The sequence below is a fragment of the Candidatus Zixiibacteriota bacterium genome (assembly GCA_017999435.1).
Classification (GTDB): domain Bacteria; phylum Zixibacteria; class MSB-5A5; order GN15; family FEB-12; genus JAGNLV01.
In genome coordinates, this window is the sequence record JAGNLV010000001.1 from 11,730 (window position 1) to 27,500 (window position 15,771).

Below are 15,771 nucleotides of genomic sequence, written 5' to 3' on the forward strand. Positions count from 1 at the left end.
CGTTGTTCCGGAGCATCTTGCGCCATCAATCTAAACCGTCACTTCGCCTTGTCGGGCAACGGCCGGAACTCCCTCAGGACGCCGCGCAGGGTTCTCTTCCGACGGGGCGGTCGGGCGGTAGGCCGCCGGCCGTCCCTCGGCCAGGTTCATATAGGCGGTCGCCACCGCCTCCCAGTCATAGCGCTCGGCGACCCGCCGGCGCATGCGCGCGCTCTCATCGGGCATCGCCAGCGCCTCAAGGAGAGTCGGCGCAATATTATCCGGGTCGAACAACCGCCCGCAGTCACCGAGTACCTCGCGGCTGAACACGCAGTCGATCGCCACCACCCGCGGGCAGGCGGCCATCGCCTCCAGCAACGCCGGGTTGGTGCCCCCCACCGAATTGCCGTGGACATAGCACCAGCACCGGCTCCGGAGGGCCTGCAGCACCTCCGGGTCGTACTGCGCCGCGTGCACGCGCACCCCAAACCGGCCGTCGAACACCGCCAGTTTCCGCGCGTAGGGCGTATCCTCGCGGTAGCCGATAAACACCATCCTGAAGCCCTGCCGGACCAGCTCGGCCCGCACGAATGCCTCCGCCACCCGCACCGGCAGGTTGTCCGGCTCGATCCGCGTGATCTGGAGGAAATACTTCCCCGCCGCAAGGTCGTATCGGGCGAGGATCTCCTCCGCCCGCTCGTTGTCGATGGCCACCGGTTCCGGGGCGCCGTAGGGGATGAACTCGGTCGAGCGGAAAAGCGTGCGGCGGTAGTAGTCCTGGATGCCGCGCGAGTCGGAAATGAGGCGGCGGCAGATCAGGGCGACCGCGCCCGAGGCCAGCCGGTAGTAGAGCTTGAACGGCCACGACCACTTCGAGCGCCGCCACTCCAACCCGTCGGTATTGACCGACATCGGGATCCGCGCCAGCGCGCTCAGGAGGATGCCGGGGAGGTTGGCGTTGTTGAACCAGAACACGTGGCGGTAGGCGCGCCGGCGGCGCCAGAGGTGGCGCCCGGTCTGGAGGGCGGCCGCGAACGTATCGAGCGTGCGCGACCGGTGGCCGTCGACATATACCAGGCGTCGCCCCTCGTGCTCGTCCGGCAGAGGGCGGCTCCCCACGCCGGCCGGCGGCCCGGCCGCGGAGCGCCGGCAGATGATCTCGCAGTCGTAGCCTCGGGCGGCGAAGCGGCGGGAGATCTGGTCGACGGCGGTTTCGAAGCCGCCGTAGCGGGCGGGCACCCCGCGCGTCCCGCAAAAAGCGACGATGGGACGATGAGTGCGGCGGGTTCGGGGCCGCCGCGGCCGCACCAGGAGATCCATCATCTCTTCTGCCTTTGTGCTCCACAGATACTCTGCAGGGATCTCGACGCGCTGGTCGCCTGCACTCAAGGCCTTGCGGATTGCCGCCCCAAACTCCTCAGGCGACCGCGCCGGAAAAATGCGGCCGGGGCACTTAAGGAGTCCGTCTATTGGTGTTGATACGACCGGCTTTCCGGCGGCGAGGTACTCGTATGTTTTGATGGAATCGCCGCCGTGTTCACGCGCCCCCACCACATACGGGACGATCGCTGCATCGAACCCGCCGACGTAGGCCGGATAGACGTCATAGTGCTTGTCCCCCAGGTAGTGAAAATTCGGAAGCGGCTTGATGCGGCCCATCACCGCCTTATCGAGAACCTGCCCGATGACGACGAACGACAGGTCTGGGTTGGCCGCCATGACGGCGTTGAGCAAGTCGTAATCCACGAGGTGAGTGATCTTGGCTCCCAGGCCGATGATTGGCCGGGGGAGGGCGGCGAGATCGGCCGGGATCGCGCGGGCGGTTCGGAAATGATCCGGGTCCACGCCGTTGCGGATGACTTCGCATGCTCCCGGCTCAAATAGGCGGCAAAAGACTTCTCGGTTCGTGGCCGAGTTGGTTGACCAGACATCGGTGCATTCTGCATACATGCGGTAGCTTTGCTCAAGCCGTTTGCGGAATTGGGCATTTGCGGGAAACTTGAGGAAGTTGTCCCACGCGTCGAAGAGCGACCGAACGGGCGATAGGCGCGCGGCCAGGTTCCCGGCGTAGGCGTTGAAGCTGACGAGGTGAAAGGCGCCGATACCCAGTCTCGACGCCGCCCATTGTACCGACTGCGCCACAGTCGCGCCCGCGAAGGCATCGAGGAACCACCCACGCCGCTGCCGCACCGGCGCAAAGAGATCGGGCAACAGAGTGTCGAGGACGAACACGCTGTTCGCCACTCTGGTCAGACGCTGCCCCAATCCGCCGCCGATCCGCTCTCCCGCCGTACGGAAGCGACCGGGTCGAACCATCACTTCCGGCACACTTACCGGCCGATTGACGACCAACATTCGGTTGACAAGCGGGTGCCGAGCCAGATGCGACATCAGATGCGCGTCGCGGGTGCGGCCGCCTTCGCGCTGGACCTTCTTCCAGTCATGAAAAGGAATTACGATGATGTCGAGGTTGGCGTTCATGTTGTTGCCCCCGGTCCGGAGTGAGCCGTCAGTCTCACTGCGCCCCCAACGATCAGCCAGAACAGCAAGTTCACCGGAAAGGCGTTGATTGAGGATCCGGTGATTCCTGTAATCAGTACAATGGCCGGCCATCCCATCAGAAGCATCGCCATCGGATGATCGCCCATTCGCGCCGTGCGGCGCGCCGCGCGGAGCGCCAGCCACAGAATTGCCATGAAAAGCCCCAGTCCCATCCAGCCGGTTTCCAGCGCCATGCGCAGAAACATGTTGTGGCTCGTGATGTGGACGTATTTGTACGGGTCGAAATAGTGGCCCAGGGCATCGGCGGCGCTCCCCATCCCAATCCCGAACGGGTGGGTCGCAACCGCTGCGATTCCCTCGCGGTAGCCGTCGAATCGACCCACCAGCCGGCTGTCGTCCGACAGTTCACTCAGCGTCAACACGCTCTCGACTACACTCCCGACGGCATCCACATGAGAGGATAACAGGTAGAGCCCGAGGCCGATACCGGCCAGCACAACCGCCGTGGCCGCCGCTACCCGCAGGCGCGCGCGCGGAAAGACAAAGAACAGCACCACCGGGACCGAGCCGCACATCGCTATCAGACTGCCCCGGGTAAGCGTAGCCAGGCAGGCGAGAAATGAGAGGGCGGCCAGGACGAGCCATATCCTGCGACGAGACTCGAAATAGAGCGCCGCCCCGATCCAGAACACGAACCCGGCAAACAGCCCCATGTGGAACGGCCCGCTGAAGAAGCCGAAGGCTCTGACTTTTCCGAAAATCTGCCAGGTGTAGATGTCGGCGGTGTTGGCTCCGATGATGGCCAGGTCCAGCGCCGAGATTGCGATAAACTGCTTGACTGCCCACAGCAGAATGGGAACGGCCAGCACGGCCACGATGGAGAGAAAGTGCATCATCCGACGGCGTGTGCCGAGCAGGGCCACCCCGACACTTACCGCCGACATCTGGTACAGAGTCTGGCGGAATCCCTCGATCCCGGTGCGGAAATCGGGAATGTTGGGGTGCATGATGGCCGCCGCGCCGAGGCCCAGCAAGGCCAGCACGGCCGCCTCCACCGCGGTCGGGAGTTGCCCCGCGAGTAGGCGCAACGACGCCGTATACAGGACGAGGACCATGAGCAGGCTGTCCGCGACCAGGAGCACATAGCGGCTGCCGAGCGCGACGCGGGCGAGATTGGCATAGAGCGCAAAGCCCACAAGCAAAACGAGACTCGCGTAGAGCACTCTCTGACCGCAAACCGGCGCGGTGACAAACCGACTGCCGGCGGCCAGTGTTCTCGACTCACCAGACATGGCAACCAACCTTCTCCAGGCGGCCGCTGCAGCCGTCACTCACTGCCCTGGCGATCAAGTCGTAGCGGTCTCTCCGACCGGTCGCCCACATGAAAGCCCGCAGTATCGCCAGGTAAGCGAGGCGATTCAGTTGCCACACCCATGGGCGCGTGAGCAGGTGGCGCCGGACAAAGATCACGTTGCTCCGGACGGTGCAGTAGACGCGGAAATCCGGAGCCTGCGAGAGGTTCTGAAACACGGTGACCCGACGCGCTGTGCTCGATACATGCCAGGACGGGTCAAGGTCGTCGATTCGGGAGCCGGCCACGAGGTACACCGCCCCGCCGTCGCTGATCCGCGTCGTAAAATCGTAGTCGTCGCCGTAGAGGAAGTAGCTCTCGTCGGGGTAGCCGACTCGGTCGAGGAGAGTCTTGTGGAACAGCAGCCCGCCGTAGACTCCGTAGGGAATCTTCACGGATCGGCTCTTGACCGTTGTGAGCGCAGGTCGCCGGCGGAACAGCTTGCGCCAAACGCGGCGCGGCGCATCGGCTGCATGAAAATCAAGGAAGCTGTTGGCCTTCGGGAATATCCTGCGGGGATCCGCTCCGGCCGCGATTTGAACCAGGTACGGGCGATCGGTGCGCAGTGCCAGGAGCGCCAGTCGGTCGCTCGCTTGGCCGGCGCTTAGCTCCCGCCAGGCCTCCGCGAGCGCCTCGAGGGCACCGGATTCGGGAAAGTTGTCGTCATCGAGAAGCCACACGAATTCGGTGTCCACCGCCTCCCTGGCCGCCTTCATGCCTATAGCATACCCGCGAGCTGATCCCTCGTTGCGGCCGGAACCGACTACCTCGACCCTCAGACCGAAAGCGCCCGCCGTCCGCCCACGCAAGTCGTAGGTTGCCCCGTTGTCCACGATGATGACGCGGGCTACGGCCGGCCACGCGCACAGCCGCTCCAGTACCCGCCTGAGCAGATGCCAGCGGTCGCCGTACGTGACGGTGACCGCGCACACGGTGAGTTGGCCGATGGCCGTCTCAAGACACAATCGCGCCACGACACGCCTCCCGCGTTGAATCCGCCGTCATCGTTTGCCCGGCTGTCCGCGCCGGCCCTTCCGCATTTCGCATTAAGAAGACCAATTTCGCCCCGCCGAGCACCCCCGCGGCGGCAAGGGTGCCGAGGGCGGCCCCGATCGGGCCGTACGCAGGCACCAGCAGCGCGTGCAGCACCAGTCCCGCCACGCACGCGGCCGCGCTCGCCGCGACGATCGCGCTGTCGCGCCCCCGGGCATAGAGCGCCAAATGGGGAATGTAGGCCGCCCCCATGAGCGCCATGGCCGCCAGCAGCACCCACCCCGCCGGCAATTGCTCCCGGTAGACCTCCCGGCCGACCATCGCCAGCGCCGGCCCAAAGCAGGCGGCCGCCGCGACGCTCACGAGCGCGATCACGCCGAGAACGCCGAGCGCCAGCCGCCGCATGTGGCAGCGGTACAGCGCCAGATCGCCGCGCTGCCAGGCCCCGACCAGGCGCGGCAGAACGACGATCACGACCGCGGTGTAGACGAAAATCTGGACCGTGTTGGCGATCTGGGCGAAAAAGGTGTACACGCCGACCGCCGCCGGGCCGTGGAAATGCTGGAGGAAGTAGCGGTCGGCATACTGGACGCCGAGCAGGCAGACGGTCGCGGCAAACAGGCGCAGCGACACGCCGACACCGCGCCGGATCCAGTTCCAGTCGACCGGCTTCTCCAGCGCCTCCCGCCACGGCAGGCGCCGCAGAGTCGCGGCCGCCAGGGCGATGCTCGCCGCCGCCCCGACCGCCCAGGCGCAAAAGACGCGCCCGAGCGTGACCGCCCCCGGCGCCGCCAACCCGACGCCGACCACTGCGTACACCCACACGCCCGCGCGCAGGAAGAGCACGAGGTTCGCCAGACTTGACCGTGAGAAAGTCACCAGCAGCCGGTAGGCCTCCTGCGAGAGGTGCTCCAGCACCAGCAGCAGGTAGAACCACCCGGCGCAGCGCCACGGCAGAGTGCCGGAAATGAACACCGCCAGCGTGAGCGGCAACACCGCCGCGTAGACCAGCCCGTGAAAGGCCATTTGGTCGCGCACGAAACACGGCCGATCAGGCGGCGCAGCGCCGAGAATCTCGCGGGTGTTGTAGGTGTGAAAGTCCAGTCCGAGCAGGTAGAGCGTGACCGTAATCGTGACCACCACCAGGCCGTAGACCCCCAGTTCGGCGGGCGTGACCACCCGCGCGAGAAACAACAGCAGGAGGAATTTGCTGCCGAGAGTGAGACTGCGCAGGAGAGAGTTGAGAAGGCCGGTTTTCAGCACAGCGCCCCCCCGGTCCGGAGGCCGGCGGCGGGTGATTGGCGGCGCGCGGCGGCGATGTCTGCTCGGTTGTCCATAACCATTTTGCGGGCATTTCCCTGCCCTTGTGATTAATAGATTTATCATGGGGCGTGCCGGATCCCCCGCGAAAACACACTCCTGCGCACCGCAACGACTTACACGGCGGATCGCGCCCTCGCAGCGGCGCACCGCACCCGGTCGCGGGGAAACGATTTCCGGGCCGGCGGGGAGAAATCTTCCGCCCGGGCGGTCAGTCATCAATCCGGAACGGCGAGGCGGGATCGTTCTCGTGGCGGATCTCATCGACCGGCTCCCGCCGCCCCTCCCCCGCGTACAGCCGGTTGGGAGCGTTGAACACCAGACCGTCGACCGCGCCGACATTCTTGTAGGCGTGGACCACCCCCGGCGGGACGATCACGAGCGCGCGGCGGTGTTCGCCGAACTCAGCGCGGTAGGTGCGCCCGTGGGAGGGCGCGCCCGGCCGGCTGTCCCAGAGGTAGAGACGGAACGTCGACGGTCCGAGAAAACAGAAGAGGTCGGACTGGTCGCGGTGCTCGTGCGGTCCGCGGACCACGCCCGGGCGGGTCATCGACACGTAGCTCATGGCCGGCTCGAACGCCCCCGGGAGCTCATCGCGGCGAAAGAGCTCGGTGAGCCAGCCGCGGGCGTCCGCCACACAGCGCAGCTCGCGAATGATCACGCCCTCGATGTCACACCGCATAGAGCGCAGCCTCCCTCCGGCCGGCGAGGAATTCCGCAAGGGCCTCGCGCCAGTCGCGCATGACATGGCAGCCGGCGGCCTTGAGGGCCGCGTTCTCCAGCGAGGAGTAGGCGGGCCGCGGAGCCGGCCGGCCCAGCGCGGCGGTCGTGCAGGGGCGCAGGTCAACCGCCATCCCAAGCCGCGAAAAAATGAATGCCGCCAGGCCGTACCATGAGGTCTCCCCTTCCGCCGAGCAGTGGTACAACCCGGTGAGCCGCTCGCGCAGGACGATTTCCGTCTGCCGCACGACATCCCTGGTCCAGGTCGGGTTGCCGACCTGATCGTCGACAACTTGCAGGGAGGCGATACTCTCGCCGCGCCGGGCCGCCTCCAGCTGCTCGGCGCCGCGCGCGAGCATGGTGACGACAAAGTTCCGGCCGTGCGCGCCGTACATCCAGGCGAGGCGGAGGATGGCGCTGTCGGGCTGCGCGGCCGAGGTGCGCCGCTCTCCCTCGAGCTTGCTCCGTCCGTAGACCGTCCGGGGATTGGGGGGGGCGCTTTCGACATAGGGTGTGCGCCGGGCGCCGTCGAAAACATAATCGGTGGAATAGAAAACCAGGTGTGCCCCGACCGCGCGGCAGGCCTCGGCGACGAATGCGGCGCCGTCGGCGTTGACCCGTATGGCCCGCTCCGGCTCCGCCTCGCACCGGTCGACCTCGGTGAACGCGGCCGCGTGAATAACGACGGTGGGGCGGACGGCCGCGACGTGCTGCCGGACGGCGGCCGGGTCGGTGATGTCGAAATCGTCGAGGTCGCAGCCGACCACGTCGGCGCGCCGCCGGAACTCGGCGACGAGGTCGGTCCCCAGTTGCCCGCGGGCGCCGGTGACCAGGAGCCTATCCCTCACCGTTGACCTCCCGGACAACGTCGCGCAGGTACTGGGCATAGGCGGTGTCGGGGATGGAGGCGAGGAGCGCCTCCATCTGGCGGCGGTTGATGTAGCGCATGCGGTAGGCGATTTCCTCGATGCAGGCGATCTTCTGCCCCTGGCGCTTCTCGATCGTGGCGATGAAATTGCTCGCGTCCAGCAGGCTCTCGTGGGTGCCCGTGTCGAGCCACGCGATGCCCCGCCCGAGCCGGACGACTTTGAGCCGCCCCCGCCGCAGGTAGTGATTGTTCACATCGGTGATCTCGAGCTCACCGCGGGCCGATGGCCGCAGCGACCGCGCGACCGAGACGACCTCCGCATCGTAGAGGTACAGCCCGGTGACAGCGTAGTTGGACTTGGGCGCCGCCGGCTTCTCCTCGATCGAGATCGCGTTGCCGTCGTGGTCGAACTCCACGACGCCGTACCGCTGAGGATCCTTGACATAGTAGCCGAACACCACCGCACCGTCGACGAACGCCCGGACGCCGCGGAGGAAATCGTAGACCCCGTAGAAGACGTTGTCGCCGAGAATGAGGGCGACGTTGTCGCGGCCGATGAAATCGGCGCCGATGAGGAAGGCCTGGGCGATTCCCTCCGGGCGCTCCTGGACCGCGTAGCGAAGCGTGAGCCCGACCGCCCGGCCGTCGCCAAGCAGATCCCGAAACCGCGGCAGGTCCTGGGGCGTGCTGATGATGAGGATCTCGGTCACGCCGAACAGCATCAGGGTCGACAGCGGATAGTAGATCATCGGCTTGTCGTAGATCGGCAGGAGCTGCTTGCACGCAACCTGCGTCACCGGGTGGAGCCGCGTCCCGGCCCCGCCGGCCAGAATGATTCCCTTGCGGATCCCGGCGCTCACCGTCGCACCCCGCTAGCGGCCCGCATAGATGTCCTCGTAGTATTGGAGGTACTGCCCGCTGATGCAGTGGTCGAGCCACTCCTGGTGGTCCAGGTACCACGCGATCGTTCGGCACAGGCCCTCGGCGAATGTGACCGAGGGCCGCCAGCCGAGCTCGCGGGCGATTTTCGAGGCGTCGATGGCGTACCGCCGGTCGTGCCCGAGGCGGTCGGTCACGAAGGTGATGAGGTTTTCGCGGGGGCCGCCCCCCAGCCGGTCGTCAAGCATTCGGCAGATCAGGCGGACCAACTCGAGGTTCTCGATTTCGTTGTGCCCGCCGATGGTGTAAGTCGCGCCGGATTTCCCCTCGTGGAACACCAGGTCGAGCGCCCGGCAGTGGTCCTCGACGTAGAGCCAGTCCCGCACATTCTTCCCGTCGCCGTACACCGGCAGCGGCAGCCCCGCGCGGGCGTTGCGGATCATAAGCGGAATCAGTTTCTCCGGGAACTGGTAGGGGCCGTAATTATTCGAGCAGTGGGTCGTCACCGTGTCGAGGCCGTAGGTGGCCGCGTAGGAGCGCACCAGATGATCGGCCGCCGCTTTCGAGGCCGAGTAGGGGGAGTTGGGGCGGTACGGCGTGTCCTCGGTGAAATGCCCCTCCGGCCCGAGCGACCCGAACACCTCGTCGGTCGACACCTGGTGAAAGCGGATCGCCTGCGGTCCGGACCGCTGCGTTTTCTTGCGCGCCAGTTCCAGGAGGTTGAAGGTGCCGAGGATGTTGGTCCGGATGAAGGTCGACGGTCCCAGGATGGAGCGGTCAACGTGCGATTCGGCGGCCAGGTGGATGATGCCGGACGGATCGAAAGCATGGAAACAGTCGGCGAGGCGGTCGAAGTCGGTGATATCGATCCGCGCGAACCGGTAGTTGGGGGCTTTCTCGATCGCTTTCAGGTTGGCCAGGTTGCCGGCGTAGGTCAGACAGTCGACATTGACCCACCGGCAGTCCGGGTAGGCGGGCACCAGGTGCAAGAGGAGGTTGGAACCGACAAAGCCGGCGCCGCCGGTCACCACCACCGTTCGCTGAAACGTTTCGTCACCCATGGGTATGGCCGATCTCGAGGTTTACGCGCAGGAAGTCTTGCGGATATCGGCGGTCGGAACAACAAAAAAAAGAGGCCGGAACTTATCGGCAAGAAATGGCGCCCCGCGGAATCGAACCGCGGACACACGGATTTTCAGTCCGTTGCTCTACCATCTGAGCTAGGGCGCCGCCGATCGGAACCGATCAGTAGCCGAAGATCATGCGCTTTCCCCGGCCTGTCAACCCAAAAGTTACCGCCCCGGAAACAAATACCGCTTCGTCGCACTCGTGAGAAGCAGCGCGAGCGCAACCGCGGCGAGGGCCAGGATGATCAGGTTGGCGTAGTTGCGAAAACCCGCCAGGGCCGCGATGATGATGAGGCCGTTGATGCCGATCTCGCCGTACCAGGCCCAGCTCCGCCGATTGCGCAAACCCCACGCCGCCGCCATCAGCACCCCGCCGATCAGCAGAAACCCGAACGGCTGGGCGAGATTGGCGTACTGCCGGTCGAGAAAGCTGAGCACCAGCGTGACCAGGCCGTAGAGCAGGAACACGGTCGCAAACCCGAACGCCCACCAGTAGGCGAGTTTGAACGGCACCGGCCGCGTGTCGCTCTTCTCCGTCATGTCGTCTCCGTCCTATGCGGCGAACTCGCCGAGCAGGCCGGCGCCGATAAACCCGGCGTCGTTGCCCAGCGCCGCCTTGACCACTTTCAAATTCTGTACGGCGGAATCGAAAGCCAGTTCCCGGATCTTGGCGGCGACAATTTCGACAAACCCGCCGCCCCCTTCGGCAATTCCGCCGCCGATCACGATCATTTCCGGGTTCAGGAGATTGACGACGCCGGCCAAGCCGATCCCGAGATAGGTGGCCGCCTCGGTAATCGCCTTCCGGGCCGCCGCATCGTCCTTCCGGAGCGCCGCGAAGATCTTGCGGATGCTCAGGTTGTCGAGGTTTCCCTCGAGCACAGCCTCAAAGCCCGGCGTCATCTCGCGCTCCAGCTCGCGCCGGAGCCGCCCGAGGATCGCCTGTGAGGAGCAGTACCCCTCGATGCTCCCCGGCATGCCGCCGTGCGTGAACGGGGCGTCGAAGTTGATCGTCATGTGCCCGACTTCGCCGGCCGACCACGACGAGCCGCGCCAGATGCGGCCGCCGAAAATGACCGCGCCGCCGACCCCGGTCCCGACTGTCAGGCAGAGCGCCGACTCCGCGCCGTGGGCGGCGCCGAAGTGCGCCTCGGCCAGCGCCATCGCGTTGACATCGTTGTCCACCCACACCGGCACGTTGAGGCGTTCGCGGAGACCGGCCCCGATCTCGGTCCCCTGCCAGCCGGGGATGTTCGGACAGGGGCCGATAACGCGGCCGGTGTGAAAATCGACCGCCCCCGGCGTTCCCACCCCGAGGTGGCGCACTTCGTAATCCTCCTCGGCCGCCGTGTACAGCAAGCGCTCGCCGATGTTGGCCGCCAGGTGCATGAGCGGTTTCGGTCCCTTCTCCACCATCGTCGGCTTCTGCTCCCGGAACTGCACCTTCCCCTGCTCGTCGAACAGCCCATACTTGATGGTGGTCCCCCCGATATCAATGCCGGCGAAAATCTGTCCAGCTGCCATCGATCCGTACTTTGTCGCGGCGGGCGACAGGTGGCCCGTCGGCCGTGTCGTCCTCGAATAGCGCACCTTGTCTCGGGCGGCACGGGTGCCCGGACTCCGCCCCGGGGTCAAAAACGCTGATATATAGACGGAGGCTAAAGAGGTGTCAAGGTAAAACGAGCGGGTCTTGCGGGCTGGGGGCCGCCGCCTCTAACTCTGGTGTTCCTGTTGCTCCCGCCAGTGGCGCCACTGCGCCGCATAGCGGCTGATCCAGTCCTCCACTGCGCCCTGGCCGAGATCGTGCCCCGCCCGTTCCGACTCAATCCACTTGTGCTTCTGGATCTCCGAGCGCTGGGCGTCCAACTCCTCCTGCAGCCGGGCCTGCCGCCACGTCGTCGAGTGGTGGATCAGCCAATGACGGACCGCATACTCGAGACCAACGTCGGTCCCGGCTTCGAGCGAGAGAAAGTATTTGTGCACCTCAATCGCCCGGGCTTCCGCCGGCGAGAATTCTTCAAGGAGGTGATGCGGATGCGCGCAGCCGTTGTCCATGTCCAGTATCTTCGGAAAATCCCCGCTTCCATACGGTTTGGCGTAATAAAGGCCAAAATGCCCATTCTGTCAAGGCACCTTCACTGCCTGTATCGGCAGAGGCAGGGCAAGTATGGAGCGCCTTCCCGACCGACCGGCTCCGGCGCAAGCGAGCGCTTGTCGATCCTCGGCGGCCGACGTATTATTAGGGCCATGGCCGACGCTCACGACGAACATCGGGCCTCGCGCTGGTCCCTCCCGGCCAGGTACGGGGCCAACCGCGAGGTGGTCGCCCTCTCGGTCGCCCGCCTGGCGGAGGCGCTCGGCAACAGCATTCTCACGATCGTCATTCCGCTCTACGTGGCCGAGATCGCCCACCCCCTGTTCAACCTTCCCGTGCCGGTCCTCGTGGGGACCCTGATTTCTCTGTACGGCATCGTCTCCGCGGCGGTGCAACCGGTGATGGGGGCGCTCTCGGACCGGTTGGGCCGGCGGAAAGTGCAGATTCAGGCCGGGATGGCGCTCATGGGGCTGGGTACGCTGGCCTTCATGGCCGCCACCTCCTACTCGCACCTGCTCGTGCTGCGTGCGATCCAGGGGATCGGCGTGGCCACCACCATTCCCGCCTCGATGGCGGTCATGGCGACCGCCACCCGCCGCCACACCCGGGCCTCCTCGATGGGGATCTACTCGACTCTCCGCCTGATCGGATTCGCCGGCGGACCCGTCATCGGAGGGTTTCTCAAAGTGCGCTTCGGTTTCGATGCCGCCTTCATCGTCGGTGCCGCGTTCGTGCTGCTGGCCATGATCCTCGTCCAGGTGTGGGTGCGCGAGACGCCGCCGGCTGAACCGGCCGCCCCGCCCGCACCCGGCCGGCTGCGCATCCTCGACCGCGACCTGCTCGACCCGGGAATTCTCGCCGCCGCCCTCGCCACCCTGCTCATGGCCGCCAATTTCTCCATGGTGACCACGCTCGAAAACGAATTCAACGCCCGGCTCGACATGACCGCGTTCGAGTTCGGCATCGCCTTCGCCATGGTCATGGTCAGCCGCCTGGTGTTTCAGGTGCCGGTCGGGCGGCTGGCCGACACCATCGGACGCAAACCGCTCATGCTGGGCGGCCTTCTGGTGCTGGCGCCGGCGACCGGGCTGCTGGGCTACGTAACCAGCCCCGCACAGTTGATGGCGGTGCGCTTTCTCCAGGGGTGCGGCGGGGCCGGCATCGCCGCACCGGCGTTCGCCGTGGCCGGCGATCTCGCCCGCGAGGGAGGCGAGGGCCGGCAAATGAGCCTCGTCACCACCGGTTTCGGCCTCGGCATGACCATCGGCCCCCTCATCGCCGGACCCCTTTCCCTGTTCTTCTTCCAACTCCCCTTCCTGGTCGGCGGCGCGCTCGCCCTGGCCGGCCTCTGGGCAGTGTACCGGTACATGCCGGAGACGGTCGCCGGCGGACGCGGCTGGTTTCGCTCCGCCGCCCCGGAGAAAGTTTCAGATCGAAACGCCGGCTGACCGCCGACCTGTTTGTCCGGCCGCCGGCTCCCCCCGATCCGCCCCCTTGAGGCCCGTTCCCTTTCGGCCGATAAGAGGAAAAAGACGCTGGAACTCGGAATTATCAGGGGTGAGAGACATGAATGACCGGCGCGACAATGCGCGGCGCCGCACGGCGGCCTACCATCTGGTGTACGAACTTGAGACGGGCGAGTTTGTCGGGCGCGTGATCAACCTCACCACCGGCGGCCTCCGCCTGATCAGCGACGCCGCGGTCGCCGTTCCCACGAAATTGAGCTGCCGCATGCGCCTGCCGGATCTCTTCAAGGGCGCGCGCGAGATCATGTTCGATATCGAGAGCCGCTGGTGCGAGTACAACCGAATCGGCGATTGGTACGAAACGGGCTATGAGTTTGTGCGGCTGGGCGAGCTCGCCCGCCAGGCAATCGACGCCATGATCCGCGATTGGCCCCGCGAGACGACCCCTGCCAAGACCCGCTGAGCCTGCCCCGCCCCGACCGCGGCCGTCACCGCACCGGAATCAGCAGATCCGTGATCAGCTCCGCGGGAGGGGTGACCGCATGATCCTGCGGAGCGTATATCTCCAGGCAGGCCCCGCCCCGGCTGTGCCTCCCGCTCGAGGGCAACCACTCGTAGAGCAGGCGGCGAAAAGCCTCCGCCAGACCGCTGTAGGGACCGACGTGCCGATAGACGGCGTACTCGCCCCCGGGGAACGTCTGCACCGGAATCTCGTCCACCGGGTGAAAATCCTCCTCAACCTCGATGCAGGCATCGTAGCGCAACAGCGCCGCCGGCACGACCGCGGGATTGTCCCACGAGGCGCCGATCAGGCGGAGGCCCGAGCGAGACAGTCCCCGTTCGCCCGCCCATTGGCAGAGACGGGTGAACGTCGGCCCGACCTCATGGTACGGACCGATGTGGCGCATATAGGCGACCCGAATCGGATTCAGGCGTTGCACGATAACATCCGGACTTCCCGACATAATGCACCTCCTGCGGTTGTTCCTGGAGCGCCGGCCATGCCGCCATCATATCGCCCCGGCCGCCCGACGGCAATCACATTAGTTCCCCCCGGCGGTCGGGCCGCGCCGGCAGCGGGCCCGACCCGGGGAGTTCGAACGATCAGGATTTCGCCGCCGTCTCCCGCGCCATGGCCTCGACCGCGGCGGCCATCTCCTGGGGAGAAACGTCCCGCACGTGCGACGCGAACGACCAGTGGTGGCCGAACGGATCCTCCACCGCGCCGTAGCGGTCGCCCCAGAACATGTCTTCCGGCGGACGGACGACCTTCGCGCCCGCCTTCCCCGCCCGCTGGATGATGGCGTCGCAGTCCTCGACGTAGTGGTGGATCGTCACCGGCGTCCCGCCCAACGCCTTGGGCGTCTGCGATCGGCCGCCGCACATTTCCGGGAAATCGTCGCAGAGGTAGATGACGCTCGCGCCCAGCCTGATCTCGGCGTGGAACAGCCGCCGGCCATCGGGCGCCGGCATCCGCATAAGCTCCTCGGCCCCGAACGCCTTGCGGTAGAAGTCAATCGCCGCCGCGGCGTTGTCAACGACGAGGTGCGGGATCGCCCGCTCCTGTCCCGTGGGAACACGCTTCGCCTGGGCCATGGGGCCCTCCTTGTAGTGGTTGTTATGGACCAATTATATCGACTATACATCATTATACGGAGACCGATCCCGCACCGCCATCAGCTTTTTTGGGGCGGGCGCAAGATTTCCGCCGCATGCGGGCGAGGGCGCCGCGGCGGGGGCGGGCCTGCCCGTTGCCGGCCAAAAGAAAACCCCCGACCATGCCTGGTCGGGGGCTTGCTTACTCCCGGCAGCGTCCTACTCTCCCACGCAGTCTCCCGCGTAGTACCATCGGCGATGATGGGCTTAACTGCTGTGTTCGGAATGGGAACAGGTGTTTCCCCATCTCTATCGCCACCGGAAAATTCTCATAGATCTTTCGACGCGTACCGAAACCGGGCCCGCCGCCGTCGCCGGCGCCGGGGTTTCGATCTACTCGGGTTGATCGGAGGTTCGCATCGCCCAAACGGCTGTGTCATCAGCGCGTTCGGATGCGCGAACGTAAGGGTTTCTGTAGTCATTACTTCGGCGCGGGGCCGGAAGTAATTTTACGGTTAAGTCGCACGACCGATTAGTATCACTAGGCTCAACGCATCGCTGCGCGTACACCAGTGACCTATCAACCTGGTCATCTTCCAGGGGTCTTCAGGAACCGAAGTTCGGGAGATCTCATCTTGGAGTGGGCTTGGCGCTTAGATGCTTTCAGCGCTTATCCCTTCCCGGCGCAGCTACCCTGCGATGCAACTGGCGTCACAACAGGTGCACTGGCGGCCGGTTCATCCTGGTCCTCTCGTACTAGGGACGACTCTCCTCAAATCTCCTACGCCCGTATCAGATAGGGACCGAACTGTCTCACGACGTTCTAAACCCAGCTCACGTACCGCTTTAATTGGCGAACAGCCAAACCCTTGGGA

At 65.8% G+C, this 15,771-nt stretch carries 15 protein-coding genes, 1 tRNA gene and 2 rRNA genes (1 of these 18 cut by a window edge); 2 read left to right on the forward strand and 16 right to left on the reverse strand.

All coding sequences use genetic code 11. From position 1 onward, the window contains the following. Nucleotides 1-30: 30 nt before the first annotated feature. From KA261_00055 to KA261_00110, 12 genes are all read right to left on the reverse strand, one after another. Nucleotides 31-2,460: a DUF1972 domain-containing protein gene (locus tag KA261_00055; protein MBP7696181.1), complete on the reverse strand. Its 2,430-nt coding sequence runs from the start codon at nucleotides 2,458-2,460 to the stop codon at nucleotides 31-33. After that, entirely contained in the window at nucleotides 2,457-3,773 is a 1,317-nt protein-coding gene (locus KA261_00060) for an O-antigen ligase family protein (GenBank protein MBP7696182.1), read from the reverse strand. The genes KA261_00055 and KA261_00060 overlap by 4 nt, the downstream gene beginning before the upstream one ends. After that, nucleotides 3,763-4,806 carry a glycosyltransferase gene (locus KA261_00065; GenBank protein MBP7696183.1) on the reverse strand — a complete coding sequence of 348 codons (1,044 nt, stop codon included), beginning with the start codon at nucleotides 4,804-4,806 and terminating at the stop codon, nucleotides 3,763-3,765. The genes KA261_00060 and KA261_00065 overlap by 11 nt, the downstream gene beginning before the upstream one ends. Next, on the reverse strand, nucleotides 4,787-6,088 hold the full coding sequence (locus KA261_00070; protein ID MBP7696184.1) for a hypothetical protein: 1,302 nt from the start codon (nucleotides 6,086-6,088) through the stop codon (nucleotides 4,787-4,789). The genes KA261_00065 and KA261_00070 overlap by 20 nt, the downstream gene beginning before the upstream one ends. Before the next feature lie 268 nt (nucleotides 6,089-6,356). Further along, nucleotides 6,357-6,827: a dTDP-4-dehydrorhamnose 3,5-epimerase family protein gene (locus tag KA261_00075; GenBank protein ID MBP7696185.1), complete on the reverse strand. Its 471-nt coding sequence runs from the start codon at nucleotides 6,825-6,827 to the stop codon at nucleotides 6,357-6,359. Then, the gene (gene rfbD, locus KA261_00080; GenBank protein MBP7696186.1) at nucleotides 6,817-7,752 is read right to left on the reverse strand and encodes a dTDP-4-dehydrorhamnose reductase; all 936 of its coding nucleotides are present in this window, start codon (nucleotides 7,750-7,752) and stop codon (nucleotides 6,817-6,819) included. Before rfbD ends, KA261_00075 begins: the two co-directional genes overlap by 11 nt. Further along, complete coding sequence (gene rfbA, locus KA261_00085) at nucleotides 7,703-8,593, reverse strand: glucose-1-phosphate thymidylyltransferase RfbA (protein MBP7696187.1); 891 nt, start codon at nucleotides 8,591-8,593, stop codon at nucleotides 7,703-7,705. Before rfbA ends, rfbD begins: the two co-directional genes overlap by 50 nt. A 12-nt stretch (nucleotides 8,594-8,605) precedes the next feature. Continuing rightward, on the reverse strand, nucleotides 8,606-9,673 hold the full coding sequence (rfbB, locus tag KA261_00090) for a dTDP-glucose 4,6-dehydratase (GenBank protein ID MBP7696188.1): 1,068 nt from the start codon (nucleotides 9,671-9,673) through the stop codon (nucleotides 8,606-8,608). Between the two features lie 96 nt (nucleotides 9,674-9,769). Next, nucleotides 9,770-9,842, reverse strand: a tRNA-Phe gene (locus KA261_00095). Nucleotides 9,843-9,904: 62 nt separating this feature from the next. After that, complete coding sequence (locus tag KA261_00100) at nucleotides 9,905-10,279, reverse strand: hypothetical protein (protein MBP7696189.1); 375 nt, start codon at nucleotides 10,277-10,279, stop codon at nucleotides 9,905-9,907. A 12-nt stretch (nucleotides 10,280-10,291) separates the two neighbouring features. Then, a complete protein-coding gene (locus KA261_00105; GenBank protein ID MBP7696190.1) occupies nucleotides 10,292-11,263 on the reverse strand; it encodes an ROK family protein in 972 nt (323 codons plus the stop codon). A 189-nt stretch (nucleotides 11,264-11,452) separates the two neighbouring features. Beyond that, entirely contained in the window at nucleotides 11,453-11,650 is a 198-nt protein-coding gene (locus KA261_00110) for a hypothetical protein (GenBank protein ID MBP7696191.1), read from the reverse strand. Between the two features lie 336 nt (nucleotides 11,651-11,986). On the opposite strand from KA261_00110, the gene KA261_00115 reads away from it, so the two are divergent. Both KA261_00115 and KA261_00120 read left to right on the forward strand, forming a co-directional pair. Beyond that, the gene (locus KA261_00115) at nucleotides 11,987-13,282 is read left to right on the forward strand and encodes an MFS transporter (protein ID MBP7696192.1); all 1,296 of its coding nucleotides are present in this window, start codon (nucleotides 11,987-11,989) and stop codon (nucleotides 13,280-13,282) included. 118 nt (nucleotides 13,283-13,400) lie between these two features. Next, the gene (locus KA261_00120; protein ID MBP7696193.1) at nucleotides 13,401-13,763 is read left to right on the forward strand and encodes a PilZ domain-containing protein; all 363 of its coding nucleotides are present in this window, start codon (nucleotides 13,401-13,403) and stop codon (nucleotides 13,761-13,763) included. 25 nt (nucleotides 13,764-13,788) lie between these two features. Here the strand turns inward: KA261_00120 and KA261_00125 are convergent, their stop codons facing one another. From KA261_00125 to KA261_00140, 4 genes are all read right to left on the reverse strand, one after another. Then, complete coding sequence (locus tag KA261_00125) at nucleotides 13,789-14,265, reverse strand: GyrI-like domain-containing protein (protein MBP7696194.1); 477 nt, start codon at nucleotides 14,263-14,265, stop codon at nucleotides 13,789-13,791. A 139-nt stretch (nucleotides 14,266-14,404) separates the two neighbouring features. Continuing rightward, entirely contained in the window at nucleotides 14,405-14,896 is a 492-nt protein-coding gene (locus KA261_00130; protein MBP7696195.1) for a VOC family protein, read from the reverse strand. 206 nt (nucleotides 14,897-15,102) lie between these two features. After that, nucleotides 15,103-15,219: ribosomal RNA gene (gene rrf / locus KA261_00135) — 5S ribosomal RNA — on the reverse strand. Between the two features lie 188 nt (nucleotides 15,220-15,407). Continuing rightward, nucleotides 15,408-15,771, reverse strand: a 23S ribosomal RNA gene (locus KA261_00140); it runs 2,646 nt beyond the window's last position.